Genomic DNA, 18,553 nt, shown 5'->3' with positions numbered 1-18,553 from the left:
GGCCTCCCGGAACCGCCAGCCATACACTGTATGTCTCAAGCTACCATACGGTGTATGGCAGTGAGTGCGCGAAGGGGACAGCCCCTGACAACCCAGGAGATATACGCGGCCGTTCTGCGGCTGGTCGACGAAGGCGGGGTCGAGGGCCTGTCCATGCGGAAGCTGGCGGCCGAGCTCGCCGTCAACCCGATGTCGCTCTACCACCACGTGGAGAACAAGGACGCGCTGCTGCGCGGAGCCTGTACGGCCGTCGCCCTCGGGCTGCGCCTGCCCCCCGACGACGGAACCCCGTGGCAGGACCAGCTGCGCGCGCTGGCCCACGCCTACCGCTCCATCGCGCTCTCGCACCCGGCCCTGTGGTCCTACGTCAACGCCCACCCCGACCTCGTCGAACAGGAGGGCGGCATGTGGGAGGTCTTCAACCGGGTCCTGGCCGCCGCCGGGGTCCCCGCCGGGGAGTTGGTGCGCGTCCGCACGGTGCTCTACACCTTCGTCTCCGGCCTGCTGACCGCCGAGACCAGTGGCCTGCTCGCCGGGCTGGACCCGGAAGGGAACGCGGAGACGACCTTCGACGCCGCCGTCGACCTCATCCTGGACGCGCTGGAGTCCCGCGCCACCTGAGACTTGTCGCAGTCGCCCGCTAGTGTCCTGGAGAAGAGGTGCCGCACACGATTCCCGGGGAGCGCACGGTGACCGTGCTCGCCACAGCGCGCGCGACGGAGCTCGAAGCCTCCGTCGAGCAGCTGGTCTACGTCCGCGACGACGAGTACACCGTCGCGCGGATGAGCGCGGACGACCAGGAGGGCGCCCCGGCGGCCTTCGTCGCCTCGGGGCGGGCCCTGGCCGGGGTGCAGCCGGGCGAGACGCTCAGGCTGACCGGTGAGTGGGACGAGCACCCCCGTCACGGCAGCCGCCTGCTGGTCAGGCGATGTGAGCGGGTCGTCCCCTCGACCGTGCGCGCGATCAGGCTCTATCTCGGCTCCGGCCTGGTCCGCGGCATCGGGCCCCGCCTGGCCCACGCCATCGTCAGCCACTTCGGCGAGCGGACGCTCACGGTCATCGACACCGAGCCGGAACGCCTCACCGAGGTCGTCAACATCGGCGCGACCCGGCAGGCGCAGATCGTCCAGGCGTGGGCCGAGCAGAAGGCGGTCGCCGAGCTGATGGTCGTCCTGCAGGGCTTCGGGATCAGCCCGCTGCTCGCGGCCAAGATCTACCAGGTCTATGGAAACGACGCCCGCGAGATCCTCACCCGTGATCCGTACCGGCTGATCGGCCAGGTCAGGGGCATCGCCTTCCACACCGCCGACCGGATCGCGCTGCGTTCCGGGGTGCCGGAGAACAGCCCGCGCCGTCTCCAGGCCGCGGTGCTCGACCGCCTGGAGACGGCCGCGGCCCGCGACGGGCACTGCTACCTGCCGCTGACCGTCCTGCTCCCCTCGGCCGCCGCCCTCGTCGAGCAGGAGGAGGAGTCCGTACGACGGGCCGTCGACGCGCTGGCCGCCGAGCGCGCGGTCGTCGTCGAGGAGTCACCCGCGGGGCCCGGCCTCGTGGTCTACGCCAAGGAGCAGCACGGTCGCGAGGTCGCCTTCGCCACGCACCTGACCAGGCTGCTGCGGGCCGCCTCGACGCTGCCGCTGCGGCCCTTCCCCGACGACGAGAGCCTGCACGAGGACCAGCGGGCCGCGGTGAACCTCGCGCTGACCAGCACCGTCTCGGTCCTCACCGGAGGCCCCGGCTGCGGCAAGAGCCACACGGTGCGGGTGATCGCGGCGACCGTGCGGGCGATGGGCGGCGGGGTGACCCTGACCGCGCCGACCGGCAAGGCGGCCAAGCGCCTGTCCGAGCTGACCGGCCTGCCCGCGATGACCGTGCACCGGATGCTCGCCCAGCGGGCGGACCCCGAGGAGGGGACGCTCTTCCAGCGGCTGCCGACGGAGGCCGACCTCATCGTGGTCGACGAGGCGTCGATGCTCGACCTGCAGCTGGCCACCCGCCTGGTGGCGGCCATCCCCTCGGGCGGCCACCTGCTGCTGGTCGGCGACGGGGACCAGCTGCCCAGCATCGGGCCGGGCAACGTGCTGGCCGACCTGCTCGGAGTCGAGGAGATCCCACGCGTCCGGCTGACCCACGTCTTCCGGCAGGCCCAGGACAGCGGCATCGTCAGGGCGGCCCACCGGATCAGGTCGGGCCGGCTGCCCGACCTGCCCGGCGGGGGCGGCTTCTGGTTCGAGGAGCTGGACGACCCGGAGCTGGTCGCCGACCGGGTGGTCCACCTGGCCACCGAGGCCATCCCCCGCAAACAGGGCGTCGGCGGCGACCAGGTCCAGGTGCTGTGCCCGATGCGCAAGGGCGCGACCGGTACGGCCGAGCTGGGCCGAAGTCTTCAGGAGCGGCTCAACCCCGCACGCGAGGGCACGGCCGAGCACTGGTCGGGCCCGTCGGTCTTCCGGGTCGGCGACCGGGTCATGCCGATCCGCAACAACTACGACAAGGGCGTCTTCAACGGGGAGACCGCGACCGTCACGGCGGTGCTCCCACAGGACCGGGTGCTGGAGCTGCGCACCGGCGACGGGGAGACCGTCCGCTACACCTTCGACGAGCTCGACGAGCTGACCCACTCCTACGCGATCAGCGTGCACCGCTCCCAGGGCAGCGAGTACCCCTTCGTGGTCGCGCCCGTCGTGGCCGAGGCCGGGGGAGTGATGCTGCGCAGGGGCCTGCTCTACACCCTGGTCACCAGGGCGAAGGCGTGGGTGGTGCTGGTCGGCCAGCGCGAGGCGCTCGAACTGGCCGTGCGCCGCCTCGGCCTGCGCCGCAACACCGGCCTGACCCTGCGGCTCACGCTGGGCCTGCGCGCCTGAGGGCCCGCGGCGGACCGGTGGGCGGCCGCCGCAGGCGGGGGCGCAGGTCAGGAGAGGGTGACCGGCAGCTCCTTGATCCCGTTGATGAAGTTGGAGCGCAGCCGCCGGGCGGGACCCGCCTGGGCCAGGCCGGGGAAACGCTCGGCGAGAACCTCGAAGAGCACCCGGAGCTCCATCCTGGCCAGGTGGTTGCCGAGGCAGAAGTGGGCACCACCTCCGCCGAAGCCGATCTGCGGGTTGGGAGAGCGGCCGATGTCGAAGACGTCGGGGTCGGTGAAGACCTCCTCGTCCCGGTTCGCGGAGCCGTAGAACACCACGACCTTGTCGTTCTCCTTGATCTCCTGGCCGCCGATCACCGTGTCGGCGGTGGCCGTACGGCGGAAGAGGTTGACGGGGGAGACCCAGCGGACGATCTCGTCGGCGGCCGGGGCGGCGAGCGCGCGGTCGGCCACCAGCCGCCGCCACTGCTCGGGGTGCTCGAAGAGGGCCAGCATCCCGCCGGAGGCCGCGTTGCGGGTGGTCTCGTTGCCGGCGACGACCAGCAGCAGCACGAAGAGGTCGAACTCGTTCTCGTCGAGGGTCTCCCCGGTGACGTCCGGCAGGAGCAGCTTGGTCGCGATGTCCTCGCGGGGCCGTTCGCGCCGTTCCGCCGCCAGCGCGTTGGCGTAGGCGTACACCTCGGCCGCCGCCGCCTGACCGGCGGAGGGGCCGGAGGAGTACTCGGGGTCGTCGGCCCCGATCATCTGGTTGGACCAGTTGAAGATCTTGTCACGGTCCTCGACGGGGGCGCCGAGCAGCTCGCAGATCACGTAGAGCGGCAGCGGGGCCGCGATGTCACGCACGAAGTCCACCGTCGGGAGCCCGGTGACCTCGTCGAGAAGCTGGTGACAGATGTCGCGGATGTGCTGCTCGAGGGCGTTGATCATGCGCGGGGTGAAGCCCCGGTTGACCAGGGAGCGCCGCCGGGTGTGCTCGGGCGGGTCCTGGTTGAGCATCATGAGCCGCTGGAGCTCGCGCTGCTCCTCGGGCATCTCGTCGAAGAGCGCGAGTCTCCTGCTCGACGAGAACAGGTCGGAGCGCCGCGACACGTGCACCACGTCGGCGTGCCTGGTCACCGCCCAGAACGGCGGCCACTCCCGCTCGGGCTCGCCCTCGTGCAGGTAGACGGGGGCGTTGGCGCGCAGCCAGCGGAACTGGTCGTGGGGTGCGCCGCCGCGCGCGTAGACGTCCTTGTCCACAAGATTGATGTCCATTTGAGTCCCTCCTAGGGCGAACCGTATGCGCATCTTCCCTGCGGCGCGCGTGGCCTCCGGTCCGCGAGAACCGGTGCCCCCGCACCGGCCTGAGAGACCCGGATCAGCCGACCGGACCCGCCCAGCGGTCGGCGATGCCGTCCCGCTTGATGATGAAGCCGCGTTTCAGCGGCAGGAGCGTCATCGTCGTCTCGATCGCCCTGATCCCGGTCAGCCCGCCGATCTCCCTGAGGATCTCGTAGAGCTCGGAGCGGCCGGGGACGGCCACGTGGGCCACGAGCTGGTGGTCGCCCGCGACCGCCAGGACGTATCTCACCTTCGGCAGCCTGGCCAGGGCGTGGCCGACCACCTCGACCTCCCGCTCCGCGACCCGCAGCCAGAGCGCGGCCTCGATCGGCAGGCCCAGGTAGGCGGGCTCGATCTCCGCGCGGATGCGCAGGATGCCCCTGCGGAGCAGGGAGTCCAGCCTGCGGCGGGCGGTCGACTCGCTGATGCCGGTGGCCGCCGCGATCTCCGCGTGGGTGGCCCGGCCGTCCGCGGCGACCGCGGCGATGATCCGTTCGTCCTCGGCGGAGGGGGTGTCACCGGCGCGCTGGAAGCGCTCGGGCAGCGGTGTCCACTGTTCGAGGAGTCCCTCGACCTCCTGCGGGGTGAGCACGTCCACGTGCCACTCCTGGGGGGTCTTGAAGTAACGCAGCGCCGGGTAGGTGGTGCTCTCGACCACCCCGTCGATCGAGGGGATGTCCCGGAAGATCAGATCGACCAGGGCGTCGTCGGCCACGCACAGCTCCGCGGTGCAGTCGGCGGAGCCGGAGACCAGCGAGACGAACCGGGTCTGGGGCAGCTCGGCCAGCGCGGCGCCGACGTCGATCACCGAACCGGGCCGGCAGCGCAGCCGCAGGATCGCCGAGCCGATCCGGCGGTCGTCGACCACTCCGACGACGGACAGGACGCCCGCCTCCGTCAGCCGGGTGGCCCGTCTGGCCACGTTGCGGGTCGACTCGTCCAGCACTCTTCCGATGCGGTCCCAGGTGGCGCGTCCGTTCACCTGAAGGGCGGCCACCACCCGTAAGTCGGCTCCATCGAGTGGCTGCATGGGGGGCATCCTCGTCGTCGGGGAATCGTTCCGCCCCAAGAGTACGGCTTTGTGATCTTTTATGATGCGATATCCACTCAGGCGAGCACGCTACGAAGCCACTCCTCGACTCCGGCGACATGGACCGTGGCCCAGGCGCGCGCGACCTCGGGCTGCCGGGCGGCGATGGCCTCGTAGATCGCGGTGTGCTGCTCACGCGTCCTGGTCAGGGCGTTCTCCCTGGTCAGGGCCCGCCAGAGCCTGGCCCGCGTGGTCGGTCCCGAGAGGCTCTCGATGAGGGAGCACAGCACCGCGTTCCCCGAACCCGCCGCGATGCGCCGGTGGAACTCCAGGTCGTTGGCGGTCAGCTGCTCGACGCTCGGGTTCTCGGGCAGCCGGGTGAGGATCTCGTGCAGCTCGGCTATCTCGGCCTCGGTCATCCGGGTGGCGGCCATCGCGGTCGCCTCGGGCTCCAGGATCCGGCGGACCTGGAAGAACTCAAGCGCCGTGTCGTCCTGGTGGAAGTCGACCACGAACGCCATCGCGTCCAGCAGCAGACGAGGCTCCAGGCTGGTCACGTAGGTGCCGTCGCCCTGCCGTACGTCCAGCACGTTGATCAGCGCCAGGGCGCGGACGGCCTCGCGCAGGGAGTTGCGCGACAGGCCGAGTCGCTCGGCCAGGTCGGCCTCCTTCGGAAGCCTGCCGCCAGGGGGGATCTCGCCCTCCAGGATCATCTGCTTGATCCTGTCGATAGCGGTGTCGGTGACCGCCACGCTTCGTCCTCCCTGGTCACTCTCAGACATCGGATGTCTATGAGTGTACGGCGAAGCGCACCATATCTTCCTTGGGGTCCCCCTTGGCGCTCCCCTCGGTGGTACGGCGGACCCGGCCCCGTACCTCAAGGGCGCGCAGGTGGGCGGCGGCCTCGGCGGCGGCCATGCCGCGCAGCATGGAGGGCAGGTCGTCCCAGGAGCGCTTCCAGGTCATCCGTGAGGCGACCTCCCAGATGGTGAGCGGCTCACCCGCCTCGGCCAGCAGGGCCATCAGGGAGGTGAGTTTCTCCTCGTGATGAGCGCGGATCGCCCGCGCCCGCTCCGCCGTGTCCTGAAATATCCATTCATGGGCGGGCAGGGCTTCGAGCGGTCCCAGCTCCGCCACCTTCTCCAGCGAGGCCAGGAAGTCACCGAGCGGGTCCATGTCGGTCCGGTCGTAGGGGTAGACGCCGATGTGCGGGGTGATGTTCGGCAGCACGTGGTCCCCGGTGAAGAGCCGGTCGGCGTCCTCCAGGTGCAGGCAGACGTGACCCGGGGTGTGACCGGGGGTCCAGACGGTGCGGAGCCTGCGCCCGGGAAGGTCGATCATGTCGCCGTCGCGCAGCGTCCTGTCCGGTGCGGCGGGGGGCTCGGGACGGTAGGCCGTGGTCACCGCCTCGATCTCGGCGGCACCGGCTCCCGCCCGGCGCAGCATCCCGGCCCGCTGGGTGCGCTGGGCGTCCTCCTCGGCCTCGCGCATGGTCCTGACCAGCTCGGCGTCGGCCTCGTGCATGGCGATCCAGGCCCCGGACTCCTGCCGCACCTGACCGGCGAGTCCGGCGTGGTCGGCGTGGAAGTGGGTGACGACGACCCCCCTGACCTCGCGGATGTCCATGCCGGTCGCGGCCAGCCCGTCCCGCAGGGCCAGCCAGGCGTCGGGGTGGTTCCAGCCCGCATCGACCAGCACCGGCCCGGCGGGGGACTCGATCGCGTAGATCAACGTGTATCCGAGGGGGTTGCCGGGGATCGGCACGGGCACGCTCCACACCCCGCCGCCGATGTCGGTCGGACGCTGTTCGCTGTAGGGCCTGCGGAGGGATTTCAACGGCGGCGCTCCCTGTCTGTCGGCGTCGTCCCGGCGGCTCCACGGTCCAGGGAATTCCCGGCGCGTCGCTCTAGAACGTTAGTCTGTTCGCCTCGCCGACAGTAACGCGTGCCGGCGCTCAGGGTGAAGGCGGGGCGGGGAAATCGGCGAGCAGCCGGGTCGCGGTGATCTCCAGATGGCGCTGGACCTGGTCGTGGGTCCGCTGCCCCCTGAGCATCGCCAGCAGTTCGTGCACCCAGACACTCGTCAGCGAACCCGCAAGGACGCGCTGCTCCTCGGTCGCCGTCCGCGCGTCGAGCTCGTGCCCGGAGACGCGCAGCAGCAGGCCGGTCACCCGTTCGGCGAACGGGGTGCCGATCTCCGCCGTGATCAGCGAACGGACGAGGGCGTCGGCCAGCTCGGGCTCGCGCATCAGGCCCCGGGTCGCGCGCATCAGCACGTCCACGGCACGGCCAGAGGGGACGGTCGTGGCCGGGGGTCTGCGCTCGATGCTGCCCTCGATCAGGTCGATCTCGTCACTGACGACCGCGACGACCAGGTCCATCTTCGAGGGGAAATAGCGGTAGAGCGTGCCGAGGGCGACCCCCGCGCGCTCGGCGACGGTGCGCATCTGCATGGCCTCGACGCCACCGCGGGAGGCCAGCGCGGCGGCGGCCTGGACGATGCGCCTGCGGCGCTGGTGCTGGCTTCTCGCGCGGACACCGCTCGGGTGCGGTTCGCTCTGCATGCCGGGTGCCCCCTCGATCATGGCCGGTCCGGCGCCGCCGGTGGCCGGAGCTCCGCCGGGGCGCGGGGTGACCGGGAGACCCATGGCCGCACGCGGGGTACGCATGAGAACACGTTATCTGACCTTCGCCCGCTCCGGTGGGTTATCTGTCAGTTACAGGGGCCCCTGTCTCCACATGTCACGCGTGTTATGGAGCCCTGTTGCCAACCTGGGGCAGGTATGGGGCGGGAAGAAAAATGTAATTGGTTCTACCCAACTGCATGGAAGCCCTCGGGTACTGGATTTTCGCCCTGGGGAGGGAAAAACCAGCCCGACACATGCGAGCCGTACCCTCCGGAAGACAGGGGGAAAGGCGGGACCGCCTTCTTCTGGAAGGGTGTGCCGGGGGCGGACGCCGGGCCCGGGACGCGTCGGGTGCGGTCCTTCCCCCACCGACCGGGCCGCCGGGCCGTACGGCGTGGCACGTCGCGGGAGCGCGGTTGTCACGGCGAGGACCCGCGGCCTCGCCGTGCGCCGTGACCCCCGGCGCCGGGAGGGACGGTGGTGGTAACTGCCGGAAGGTGTGTGGGCGGTGGCGGCGTCGTGGGCCGCCCACCTGGAGAAGTGGGTATCGGTATGCCGTCGTGTGTGACGTACCGCCAGCAGGATGACGAGTCGGCTCGCAGGTGCGGGTCTCCCGGGAAGGAGGCGGCGGTCGTCGAGGTCGGAACCCTTCTGCCCACCGCCACGATCACGCTGACCTCGACCGCGGGCCTCGCCCCACCGCACCGCGACCACCCTGAGGGCGGCCTCCTCGACATCCTGACCACGATGGGCCTCGTCGAGCGGTACGTCACCGACTGGGCGGGACCGGAGGCGCTGGTCCGCGGGATCAACGTCAAGCTCGGCCTTCCCGCCCACGCAGGGGAGACGCTGGCCCTCACCGGGACCGTCATGTCCCGTGAGGGCGAGAGGCTCACGGTGCGGATCCTGGGACAGATCGGCCTCGGAACACACGTCTCGGGCACCGTCCGTCTCGCCTTCCCCGACCACTGAGAGCGCCGGGCCGGGCGTCAGGGCGTCAGCGGGGTGGGCATCGCGAAGAAGACGAGCATCGCGATCGCCACGCAGACCACGCAGATGACGAAACCGAACAGCTCCCACGCCCAGTCGTGGCGCTGCCCGCCCCGCCTGGCCTGCCCGCGCCTGCGGCGTGCCCTCCCGCCCAACCGCGACAGGCGTGTGGCGGGGGCCTTCTCCGGGACGCCGACGGTCTCGGGTTCCGCGGGGATCTCACGAGGGGAGTCCGGCGCACCGGAAAGGTCTTCGGGAAGGCTCTCGTGGAGGAGCGCGGAGACCGGGGTCTCGTCGCCGGGCTGCTCCGCGTTCGCGCCGCGGTGCGCGCCCGTTCTCCTGACGCTCCGGCCTGGCCTTCTCGCGTGCCTGGCACGGTCACCGGAGGCGTCGGGCCCCACGGAGTCCACAGAGTCCACGGGGATCACAGAGTCCATGGGGGCCGCAGGAGCCTCTGCGGCGCCCAGCTCGTCGGTCCGCAGCGGCCAGCCGGCCGGGCCGGGCCGTACGGCCTCCGGCTCGGGGAGGACCGGGGCGGCGACGTCCAGTTCCTCGGCCCGCAGCGGCCAGCCGGGCAGCGGCGTCACGGCCCCGGAGGCCCCGGAGGCCTCGAAGGCGGCGAAGTCCTCGGGGGCCGTCTCCCTGGGGGCGGCGGCGACCAGTTTGTCGGAGTGCTGCCGGGGCCTCGGCTCGGGGGTGAACGGCTGGAACAGGTCCTCGGCGGCGCCCTCCTGACGGGTGGCGGGCGCGTCGTCGAGCACGTCCCCCGGGATCGGGGCGGGTAGCGGCTTCGCCCCGCGAGGCCTGGGTCGCTGGAGTCTGCGCCGGGGAGTGCGCGGGACGATCTCGTCGAGCGCGCTCAGCACCGAGTCCTTGAGCTTGGGCATCGGCTCGGTCGCCGCCTCGTGCGCGGAGACCGCTTCTGGGTCCGGCGGGGAGAAGGGGTCGGGGAAGTTGTCCCGCGAGGGCGCGGCGGGGAAGAAGTCCGCGGGGGAGAAGGGCGGCGGCAGCTCCGGCGTGGTGAAGACGCTGGTGCTGGTCAGGGCGTCGGTGTCGGCCAGCGGCAGCGGCCAGGCGGGCGGCGTCGGCCACAGGGGCCTGAGTGACACCGGCAGCGCGGGGGCCCGTGTGGGGGAGGCCGAGGGGAGCGCCGGCGCACCGGGGAGCCCCAGGACGGCCGCGCGCAGCCCGGCGGGCGGGACGGCCCACGGGGCGCGGACGAGCACGTCCCTGATCGGGGCCACACCGAGCGCGCCGAAGGAGTCGGCCAGGTGGGCCGGGACCCTGGCCGAGACCAGGGCGAGCTGGAGGGACTGGGCGAAGCGGCGGCAGGCGCTCACGGTCAGCTCGTCGGCCGTGTCGGCGGCCACGTCGAGCACCCAGGACAGCTCGGCGGTGTCCATCTCACACACGCCGGACAGGTACAGCACCTCGCGCTGGTGCGGGCGCAGGTCGTGCAGCACCCGGTCGACGAAGAGGGAGACCGGGTCGGCGCCGGGCGGCGGGACGGAGTGGACGACGTCCCGCTGGTGGATCTCACGGCGGGCGAGCGCGTACAGCGCGGCGCGCGGCGGCCGTGCGTCGGAGACGGCGCCCGAGGAGGAGAGAGCGGAGGTGCCTGAGGAGGCGCCTGCGGAGGCGACAGTGGCGAAGACGGCCGCCAGCGCCGTGCCCGCGGCCCCCGGATCGCCCAGCTGGTCGTGGCAGTAGGCGAACAGCCCGGCGGCGTGCGTGTCATAGAGCTCGGTAATCAGTTCGCCGCGCGAGCGCTGACCGAGGATCGGTTGGTTCACGAGACCGGTTCCTCTGGGGTCGTGGTGAGAAGCGAGGGCGAAAAGCCCGTGGTGCGTGTGACTGGAGGGGTCGATGTCCACGATATGGGTAATCGTGGTGAGACGCCGAGATTCTGGGCACTATTGAGTGCTCTTTTGCTCGATATCTCACGATCCCGGATGACTTGGCCCGGGGGGACGGGGTCGAATGTCGGAGGGCCACCGTAGGCTGTCGGTCGGACAGATCATGGGGCGGTTGTGGCAGGGGGGCCGCGGCCCTGCCGAGAAGCATGAGGTTGCGCATGATCACATTTGACGGGGTCACCAAACGCTACGCCGACGGGACCGTGGCCGTCGACCGTCTCAGCCTTGAGGCGCCGACAGGCGAGATCACGGTCTTCGTGGGTCCCTCAGGATGCGGCAAGACCACCTCACTCCGCATGATCAACAGGATGATCGACCCGTCGGAGGGCCGCGTCCTCCTCGACGGCGTCGACGTCACGACCATCGACCCGCCGACCCTGCGCCGGGGCATCGGCTACGTCATCCAGCAGGCGGGCCTCTTCCCGCACCGCAAGATCGTCGACAACGTCGCGACGGTGCCCCACCTGCTCGGCTGGGACAGGAAGAAGGCCCGCGACCGCGCGATGGAGCTGCTCGAACGGGTCGGGCTCGACCTCGCGCTCGCCGAGCGCTACCCCTTCCAGCTCTCCGGTGGGCAGCAGCAGCGTGTCGGCGTCGCCCGCGCGCTGGCGGCCGACCCGCCGGTGCTGCTGATGGACGAGCCGTTCAGCGCGGTCGATCCCATCGTGCGCACCAGCCTTCAGGAGGAGCTGCTGCGGCTGCAGGCCGAGCTGAACAAGACCATCGTCTTCGTCACCCACGACATCGACGAGGCCGTCAAACTCGGCGACCGGGTGGCCGTGCTGCGCGTCGGCGGCCACCTCGCCCAGCTCGACGACCCCGCGACCCTCCTGTCCAGGCCCGCCGACGACTTCGTCCGCGAGTTCCTCGGCCGCGACCGGGGCATCAGGCGCCTGTCGTTCGTCCCCGGCCAGGAGGTACGGCTGCGCACCGACCTCACCGCGCCCGTCTCCGCCGAGGTCGCCGGTCTGCGCGCCGCGACCGACCCCTGGCTGGCGGTGCTCGACGAGGACGGCAGGCCGCTCGGCTGGGTCAAGGTCGCCGACCTGCCCGTCTCGGGCACGCTCGCCGACGTGCGGCCCGCGCCGTACGGGACGTTCGTCAGGGGGCGCGACTCGCTGCGCGCGGCGCTTGACGCGACACTGCTGTCCCCGTCGGGGTGCGCGATCGCGGTCGACGACGCCGGGCGGGCCGAGGGCGTGGTCACCCGCGAGGCGCTGAACGAGGCGCTCGACCGGGTCGCCGGGGGCGCCCATGCGTGAGGAGCCGCTGGTCCGCTGGGACTGGATCGGGCGTAACTGGCCCTCCATCCAGTCCCTGCTCGAAGATCACGTCGTCATGTCGCTGGTGCCGATCGTCGTCGGGCTGCTCGTCGCGCTTCCGCTCGGGCTGGCCTGCGTCCGCTGGCGCGGGATCTACCAGCCGACCATGAGCGTCATGAACGTGACCTACTCGCTTCCCTCACTGGCCGTCTTCGTCATGCTCATCCCGGTCACGGGCCTGGCCACCAGGGCGACGGTCATCGTCCCGCTCGTCTTCTACTCACTGGCGGTGCTCATCCCGGCGGTGGTCGACGGGCTCGGCTCGGTGCCCGACCACGTGCGCCAGTCCGCGGTCGCCATGGGGTTCACCCCGCTGCGCAGGCTGCTGCTGGTCGAGCTGCCGATCGCGGTCCCGGTGGTGCTGGCCGGGCTGCGGGTGGCCGCGGTCTCCAGCATCAGCCTGGTGAGTGTGGGCGCGCTGGTGGGCAGGGGAGGCCTCGGCTACCTGTTCATCGACGGCTGGCAGCGGCAGTTCTACACCCCGATCATCGTGGGCGTGGTGCTGGTCGTGCTGCTGGCCGCGATCGCCGACGCGCTGCTCGTGCTGGCCCAGCGACTGCTCACCCCGTGGTCACGGGCGAGGGGGACGACATGAACTGGCTGGTCGACTTCTTCGGCGACCCGGCCAACTGGTCGGGCCCCGACGGCATTCCGGTACGGCTGGCCGAGCACCTGCAGTTCTCCGCGGTCGCGCTGCTGCTGGCCATGCTGGTGGCGCTGCCGCTCGGGCTGTGGATCGGGCACACCGGCAGGGGGGCGCTGCTGGTCGTGCTGAGCGCCAACGCCGCCCGCGCCCTGCCCACACTCGGCCTGCTGGTGCTGGTCGTGCTGCTGGCCGGCCTGGGCACCGACCTGCCGGTGCTGATCCCGCTGGTCGCGCTGGCCGTGCCGCCCGTCCTCGTCAACACCTACGAGGGCATCAGGGGCGTCGACCCCGACCTGAGGGACGCCGCGTACGGCATGGGCCTGCGCGGCGGCCAGGTCCTGGGGCGGGTGCTGGTGCCGGTGGCGCTGCCGCTGATCCTGCTGGGCCTGCGGCTCGCGGCGATCCAGGTGGTGGCGACCGCGACCGTGGCCGCCTTCGTCGGGCTGGGAGGCCTGGGGCGCTACGTCGTCGACGGGTTCGCCACCAACGACTACCCCCGCACGCTCGCCGGGGCGGTGCTCGTCGCGCTGCTCGCCCTGCTCATCCAACTCGTCTTCGTTCTGATCCAGAGACTGGTGGTCTCACCGGGGGTGAGGCGGCGTAACGCCGTACGGTAATGTCACCTTTACCTCCCGCCTTAGAAGGGAAAAGCACGATGAAGCGCCTTTTCAGCACCGTGGTGGTCACCCTCGCCGCGGCGCTCACACTCAGCGCGTGCGGTGGCGGTGATCCGCTCACCAACACCTCCCCGACCCCGGCAGACTCCGGGGCCGCGCCGGCGTCCGGGGGTGGCGGGGGCAAGGTCGTCGTCGGCTCGGCGAACTTCCCGGAGAACGTCCTGCTCGCCGAGATCTACTCCCAGGCCCTTGAGGCCAAGGGCGTCCAGGTCGAGAAGAAGCTCAACATCGGCAGCCGCGAGGTTCTCTACGGGCAGGTCAAGAGCGGTGGCCTGACCATCCTGCCGGAGTACGTCGGCTCGCTGCTCGCCTTCATCGACAAGTCGGCGACCGCCAAGAGCAAGGAAGACGTCGTCGCCGCGCTCAAGGAGAAGCTCCCCGCCGAGCTTGAGGTCCTCGAACCCGCCGCGGCCGAGGACAGCGACTCGCTGACCGTGACCAGGGAGCTCTCCCAGAAGGTCGGCCTGGTCACGATCGAGGACCTGGCCAAGATCGCCAAGAACTCCACCGTCGGCGGCCCGCCGGAGTTCCAGACCCGCCAGGAGAAGAACCTCAAGGACGTCTACGGCCTGGAGTTCAAGGAGTGGAAGAAGACCGGTGACGCGACCGCCGACGCCATCAAGGACGGCACGATCGAGGTCGGCAACGTCTTCACCACCGACCCCAAGGTGATCATCAACGGCCTGGTCTCGCTGCAGGACACCAAGCACGTCTTCGGCGCGGGCAACGTCGCGCCCCTGGTCAACAAGGCCGGGGTGAACGAGACCGTCACCGGCGCGCTGAACGCGGTCTCCGCCAAGCTCGACACCGCCGGGCTGCTCACGCTGATGAAGCGCGTCTCGATCGACAAGGCCGACGCCGCCACGGTGGCCAAGGACTGGCTGACCCAGAACGGTCTCGCCTGACCCTCGCCGGTCTTCGAGCACGGCCCGTGCCGCCCCGCGGCGCGGGCCGTGCGCCGTTTTCGCCATGATTGACCAATGAACGAGTTCGTCGAGGCCATGGGACAGGTGCCGACCGCCGTGACGGTCGTCACGGTGAAGGACGAGCGCGACGACGTGGGGGCGACCGTCGGCACCTTCACCTCGGTCTCGCTCGATCCGCAGCTGGTCATGGTGAGCATGGACAGCGGCGGCTACCTCAACGAACTGTTGCTGCGCCGCGACCGCTGGGCCGCCAGTGTGCTGTCCGGCGGGCAGAAGGCGATCGCCAGCCGGTTCGCCACCGCGGGCCGTCCCGGCGCCCGGCTCCTGCTGGCCGGGACGCCGCACCACCGGGGCGCGCTGAGCGAGGCGCTCGTCGTGGACGGCGGCGTGACCGCCCTGGAGGCCGAGACGGTCAAGGTCGTCCCCGCCGGGGACCACACGCTCTTCGTCGCCAGGGTGCTGGCCGTCGACTACGTCACCCCCGGCCTGACCCCTCTCGTACGGCTACGCGCCCGCTACCGCCCGGCCGGCGGCTGAGCCCGCCGTACCGGGGCGCGTTCAGGGGGCCGTCATGTCGCGCAGGCCCGCCTCCATGACCTCGACCAGCTGGGTGAGCCCCTCGATGATCTGGGCTCGCTGCTGGGCGGTCATGCCGCTGAGGAGACGCACCTCGACGGCGAGCTGTTGCGGGAACAGCGTGTTCACGACCTCGCTGCCCTCGTCGGTGAGGTGGACCAGGGCGGCCCTGCGGTCGGCGGGGTTGGCGGTGCGGCTGATGTAGCCACGCCGTTCCAGCTTGGCCAGGGTCTTGCTCAGCGCGGCGGGGGAGCGGCTCATCTGCCTGGCGAGCTGCCTGGCGATCGTCGGCTGCTCGGCGTACCGCAGCCGGAGCAGCACGTCCAGCTCGGGGGAGGTCACCGAGGCGCCGGCGAAGAGCGGCTCGATGGCCAGGTCGAGCAGCGCCTGAACCCGTTTCAGCGGGCCGACGACCTCCATCGAGGAGGTGTCGAGGCCCGGATACTTCTGCCGCCACCGCTCGAACGCACGGTGGGAGGGGGCTTGCATGAGCCCTCCAATTCGTTAACCTGTAAACTACTTATATCCGTTAACTAGTTAACTACCTGTTGCCGATGTCGCCCATCGTAGCGGCGTCACGTTCGCCCGGTGGCGAGAAAGCAGTTCGCGCCCATGCCCAAGGACCCCCCTCTCGTCGCCCCCACAGTGACAGACACAGTGACAGACACAGTGACGGACACAGCGACCGGTGAACGGCCGCCGGAGCGCGTCGGACGGCTGCTCGTCGTGCTCGCGGCCCTCGGCGCCGTCGCCCCGCTGGCCACGGACATGTACGTCCCCGGCTTCCCCGGGCTGGTCAGGTCTCTCGGCACGACCGAGTCGTCGGTCCAGCTGTCCATGACGGCCTTCCTCATCGGCCTGGCCGTCGGGCAGATCCTGCTCGGCCCGGTCAGCGACGCCGTCGGCCGCCGTAAGGTCCTGCTCGGCGGCGCGACGCTGTTCACGGTGTTCTCGCTGGTCTGCGCGCTGGCCCCGAACGTCGACGTGCTCAACGTCGCCCGCCTGCTCGAAGGCGTCGCGGGAGCGGCGGGCATGGTCGTCGGCCGTGCCGTCCTCACCGACCGCTTCCACGGTACTCCCGAGGCCCCGCGTCACTTCGCGACCCTGTCGGTGATCGTGTCCTTCGCCCCGATCGCCGCCCCGGTGCTCGGCGGGGCCATCCTCGGCGTCGCCTCCTGGCGGGTCGTCTTCGCGGCGCTCACGGGCTTCGGCGTCCTGCTGGTGCTGGGCGTCCTGGCCTGGGCGCCGGAGAGCCTGCCCGCCTCCCGCAGGCATTCGGGCGGGGTCGGCACGACCTTCAGGGCCATCGCCGGGTTGTTCGGCAGGCGCGCCCTCATGGGGTACGTCCTCACCTCCTCCTTCTGCGGCGCGGCCCTGTTCACCTACATCGCGGGCTCGGCGTTCGTGTTCCAGGACGTCTACGGCGTCTCACCCACCCAGTACAGCCTCATCTTCGCTGTCAACGCCCTCGGCATGCTGGTCGGCGGAATCGTCTTCGGGCGGGTCGCCTCCCGGGTCGGGATCAACACCCTGCTGGCCGTGGGCCTGGGCACCGCCCTGGCGGCGACGGCCGTACTGCTCGCGGTGCTCCTCATCACGGGCGGCGGGCTCGTCGTCACCTGGGTCTGCCTCTTCCTGGTCATCGTCGGCTTCGGTCTCGTCCTGCCCGCGAGCACGACCATCGTCCAGGCCCTCGGTCACGACGCCCCGGGAGCGGCCTCCGGCCTCCTCGGCGGCACCCAGTTCGTGCTGGGCGCCGCCGCCTCCCCGCTGGCGGGCCTGTTCGGGACGGACAGCCCGACGCCGACGGCCGCGGTCATGCTGGCCGCCCTCGTGCTGGCCGCCCTGGCCCTGGTGTTCGCCCGTCCGTGGCAGGGTCACGGAGAGCCGGTACGGCTCAGCGGATCGTCCACGACCCGGGAAGCATGAGCGGCCCGTAGGACGGCAGGCCGAGCTCGGCGGCCAGGTGGGCCAGCGGCCCCCACGACTCAAGGCGCAGCCGCGTCATGGCGGCGGCCTTGTCCTCGCTGGAGTCCGCCGGGCGCAGGCGCTCGATCGGGTTGAGCCGGGGGTAGGCGCGCACCGGGGCGTCCTCGGCCAGACCACCCTTGCGCCTGGCCAGGGCGAGGGCGTCCTCAAGGCCGCCGAGCACGTCGACGAGCCCGCCCTCGTGGGCGTCGGCGCCCGTCCAGACGCGGCCCCTGGCCAGCTCGTGGACGCGCTCCCGTGACAGGCCGCGCCCGTCGGCCACCTTGTTGACGAAGTCGTCGTAGACCCGGTCGAGCCAGACGTTGATCCGCTCCCACTGGGCCTCGGAGAAGGCGTGCGTCGAGGAGAACATCCCGGCGTTGGCGCCCTCGCCGACCGACTCGGTGGAGACCCCGATCTTGTCCAGCAGGCCGCCGATGACGGCCTTGCCGCCGAACACGCCGATGGAGCCGGTGAGCGTGCCCGGCTGGGCCACGATCGCGTCGGCGGACATCGAGACCATGTAGCCGCCGGAGGCCGCGACGTCGCCCATCGAGACGACCACGGGCTTGCCCGCCCTGCGGGTGAGCACGACCTCACGCCAGATGGCGTCGGAGGCCACGTAGGACCCGCCGGGGCTGTCCACCCGGAAGACGACGGCCTTGACGTGCTCGTCGCGCCGGGCGGCGCGCAGCGCGGCGCAGACGGTGTCGGACCCCATCGCCTCGCCCCCGCCCAGAGGGCTGCGCCCGCTGCGGCCCAGCCGGATCGGGCCGCTGCCGTGCACCAGGGCGACCGTCTGGCCGCCCGGCTGCGGGAGCTTGCCCGCGATCGGCCCCTTGGCGTAACGGCCGACGTAGAGCAGCAGGGACTCCTCGCCCGCGGCCCTGCGCACCTCGTCGTAGACCTCGTCGCGGTAGGCGAGCCGGTCGACGAGCCCGGCCTCGACCGCCTCGGCGCCGATGAACGGCCCCCGGTCGATCAGCTCCCTGACCTTGGCGGGTTCGAGGCCGCGGCCCTCGGCGACACCCGCGACGACCTGCTCGACGATCGACTCGGTGATGCGGCCCAGCGACTCGCGGTGGGCGTCGGTCATGTGGTCCTGGGTGAAGGTGTTGGCGGCCGTCTTGTACTCGTGCCGCTGGCCGATCTGGTACTCGACGCCGAGCTTGCCGAGCGCGCCCCGCAGGAAGCGCTGTTCGAGGGAGACGCCGGTCAGCCCGACGTCGCCGGAGGGCTGCAGGTACACCTTCTCGAAGGCGGTGGCCAGGTAGTAGGGGACGGTGCCCGCGCCGAACTCCCCGAACGTCTCGGAGAAGGCCACCGTCAGCTTGCCCGCCTCCCTGAGCCGGGTCACCGACCGGCGTAGCTCCTGAACCGTCGCCAGGCCGAGGGGCCGGGTTCCGACCTTGACGATCAGCGCCCTGACCCTGGGGTCCTTCGCCGCGCGCCGCAGGCCGGAGAGCACGTCGGCCAGCCGTGTCTTGCGCATGGACAGGATCGCGCCCAGGGGGTCGGCGGGAGGCCCCTCGAAGAGCCCCTCGGTGAGGTCGAGCTCAAGGACCAGCGGAGCGGTCCGCCGCTGCCTGAACCGGTCGACGGTGTCGATGATCACCTTGGTCGCATCCATGCTTGACACCCTAAGCGACGTCTCCGCGACAGAGTCCTGTGGCGGCGAACCTCTCTGAACCGG

General features: G+C 71.4%; 17 protein-coding genes. 9 read left to right on the top strand and 8 right to left on the bottom strand.

Going from position 1 to position 18,553, the window contains the following annotated elements; all coding sequences use genetic code 11:
• The first annotated feature begins 54 nt into the window (after window positions 1–54).
• Window positions 55–621 carry a TetR/AcrR family transcriptional regulator gene (locus ACFYY8_RS38390; protein WP_390049843.1) on the top strand — a complete coding sequence of 189 codons (567 nt, stop codon included), beginning with the start codon at window positions 55–57 and terminating at the stop codon, window positions 619–621.
• 38 nt (window positions 622–659) lie between these two features.
• Entirely contained in the window at window positions 660–2,864 is a 2,205-nt protein-coding gene (locus ACFYY8_RS38385; RefSeq protein ID WP_390049840.1) for an ATP-dependent RecD-like DNA helicase, read from the top strand.
• A gap of 47 nt (window positions 2,865–2,911) precedes the next feature.
• Here the strand turns inward: ACFYY8_RS38385 and ACFYY8_RS38380 are convergent, their stop codons facing one another.
• The 5 genes from ACFYY8_RS38380 to ACFYY8_RS38360 form a co-directional block, all read right to left on the bottom strand.
• Window positions 2,912–4,117 (bottom strand): cytochrome P450, encoded by a 1,206-nt coding sequence (locus ACFYY8_RS38380; RefSeq protein ID WP_390049838.1) that lies wholly within the window; start codon window positions 4,115–4,117, stop codon window positions 2,912–2,914.
• A gap of 103 nt (window positions 4,118–4,220) precedes the next feature.
• Complete coding sequence (locus ACFYY8_RS38375) at window positions 4,221–5,213, bottom strand: Lrp/AsnC family transcriptional regulator (protein WP_390049836.1); 993 nt, start codon at window positions 5,211–5,213, stop codon at window positions 4,221–4,223.
• A gap of 77 nt (window positions 5,214–5,290) precedes the next feature.
• Entirely contained in the window at window positions 5,291–5,965 is a 675-nt protein-coding gene (locus ACFYY8_RS38370; RefSeq protein WP_390049834.1) for a FadR/GntR family transcriptional regulator, read from the bottom strand.
• A 37-nt stretch (window positions 5,966–6,002) separates the two neighbouring features.
• On the bottom strand, window positions 6,003–7,049 hold the full coding sequence (locus ACFYY8_RS38365; RefSeq protein WP_390049832.1) for an MBL fold metallo-hydrolase: 1,047 nt from the start codon (window positions 7,047–7,049) through the stop codon (window positions 6,003–6,005).
• A gap of 118 nt (window positions 7,050–7,167) precedes the next feature.
• A complete protein-coding gene (locus tag ACFYY8_RS38360; RefSeq protein WP_390049973.1) occupies window positions 7,168–7,776 on the bottom strand; it encodes a TetR family transcriptional regulator in 609 nt (202 codons plus the stop codon).
• Window positions 7,777–8,403: 627 nt separating this feature from the next.
• Here ACFYY8_RS38360 and ACFYY8_RS38355 point away from each other — a divergent pair.
• Complete coding sequence (locus ACFYY8_RS38355) at window positions 8,404–8,811, top strand: acyl dehydratase (RefSeq protein ID WP_390049830.1); 408 nt, start codon at window positions 8,404–8,406, stop codon at window positions 8,809–8,811.
• A 17-nt stretch (window positions 8,812–8,828) separates the two neighbouring features.
• Here ACFYY8_RS38355 and ACFYY8_RS38350 read toward each other — a convergent pair whose 3' ends face one another.
• Window positions 8,829–10,622 carry a hypothetical protein gene (locus ACFYY8_RS38350; protein ID WP_390049828.1) on the bottom strand — a complete coding sequence of 598 codons (1,794 nt, stop codon included), beginning with the start codon at window positions 10,620–10,622 and terminating at the stop codon, window positions 8,829–8,831.
• 281 nt (window positions 10,623–10,903) lie between these two features.
• Between ACFYY8_RS38350 and ACFYY8_RS38345 the strand changes: the two genes are divergently transcribed.
• From ACFYY8_RS38345 to ACFYY8_RS38325, 5 genes are all read left to right on the top strand, one after another.
• The gene (locus ACFYY8_RS38345) at window positions 10,904–12,007 is read left to right on the top strand and encodes an ABC transporter ATP-binding protein (RefSeq protein ID WP_390049826.1); all 1,104 of its coding nucleotides are present in this window, start codon (window positions 10,904–10,906) and stop codon (window positions 12,005–12,007) included.
• Window positions 12,000–12,662, top strand: a complete 663-nt coding sequence (locus tag ACFYY8_RS38340) for an ABC transporter permease (protein WP_390049824.1) — start codon at window positions 12,000–12,002, stop codon at window positions 12,660–12,662. The genes ACFYY8_RS38345 and ACFYY8_RS38340 overlap by 8 nt, the downstream gene beginning before the upstream one ends.
• Window positions 12,659–13,330 carry an ABC transporter permease gene (locus ACFYY8_RS38335; protein WP_390049822.1) on the top strand — a complete coding sequence of 224 codons (672 nt, stop codon included), beginning with the start codon at window positions 12,659–12,661 and terminating at the stop codon, window positions 13,328–13,330. The genes ACFYY8_RS38340 and ACFYY8_RS38335 overlap by 4 nt, the downstream gene beginning before the upstream one ends.
• Window positions 13,331–13,368: 38 nt before the next feature.
• Window positions 13,369–14,295 (top strand): ABC transporter substrate-binding protein, encoded by a 927-nt coding sequence (locus ACFYY8_RS38330; RefSeq protein ID WP_390049820.1) that lies wholly within the window; start codon window positions 13,369–13,371, stop codon window positions 14,293–14,295.
• Between the two features lie 75 nt (window positions 14,296–14,370).
• Window positions 14,371–14,853, top strand: a complete 483-nt coding sequence (locus ACFYY8_RS38325; protein ID WP_390049818.1) for a flavin reductase family protein — start codon at window positions 14,371–14,373, stop codon at window positions 14,851–14,853.
• A 21-nt stretch (window positions 14,854–14,874) separates the two neighbouring features.
• On the opposite strand, the gene ACFYY8_RS38320 is transcribed toward ACFYY8_RS38325, so the two are convergent.
• Window positions 14,875–15,381 carry a MarR family winged helix-turn-helix transcriptional regulator gene (locus ACFYY8_RS38320; RefSeq protein WP_390049816.1) on the bottom strand — a complete coding sequence of 169 codons (507 nt, stop codon included), beginning with the start codon at window positions 15,379–15,381 and terminating at the stop codon, window positions 14,875–14,877.
• 180 nt (window positions 15,382–15,561) lie between these two features.
• Here ACFYY8_RS38320 and ACFYY8_RS38315 point away from each other — a divergent pair, with 180 nt between their 5' ends.
• Entirely contained in the window at window positions 15,562–16,821 is a 1,260-nt protein-coding gene (locus ACFYY8_RS38315) for a multidrug effflux MFS transporter (RefSeq protein ID WP_390049813.1), read from the top strand.
• Here ACFYY8_RS38315 and sppA read toward each other — a convergent pair.
• The gene (gene sppA, locus ACFYY8_RS38310; RefSeq protein ID WP_390049810.1) at window positions 16,790–18,490 is read right to left on the bottom strand and encodes a signal peptide peptidase SppA; all 1,701 of its coding nucleotides are present in this window, start codon (window positions 18,488–18,490) and stop codon (window positions 16,790–16,792) included. The genes ACFYY8_RS38315 and sppA overlap by 32 nt on opposite strands.
• Window positions 18,491–18,553: the final 63 nt, after the last annotated feature.

This window comes from Streptosporangium sp. NPDC001559 (genome assembly GCF_042893955.1).
GTDB lineage: Bacteria > Actinomycetota > Actinomycetes > Streptosporangiales > Streptosporangiaceae > Streptosporangium.
The sequence above is the reverse complement of the archived record's forward strand: the minus strand, read 5'-3'. Positions and strand labels throughout refer to the sequence as shown.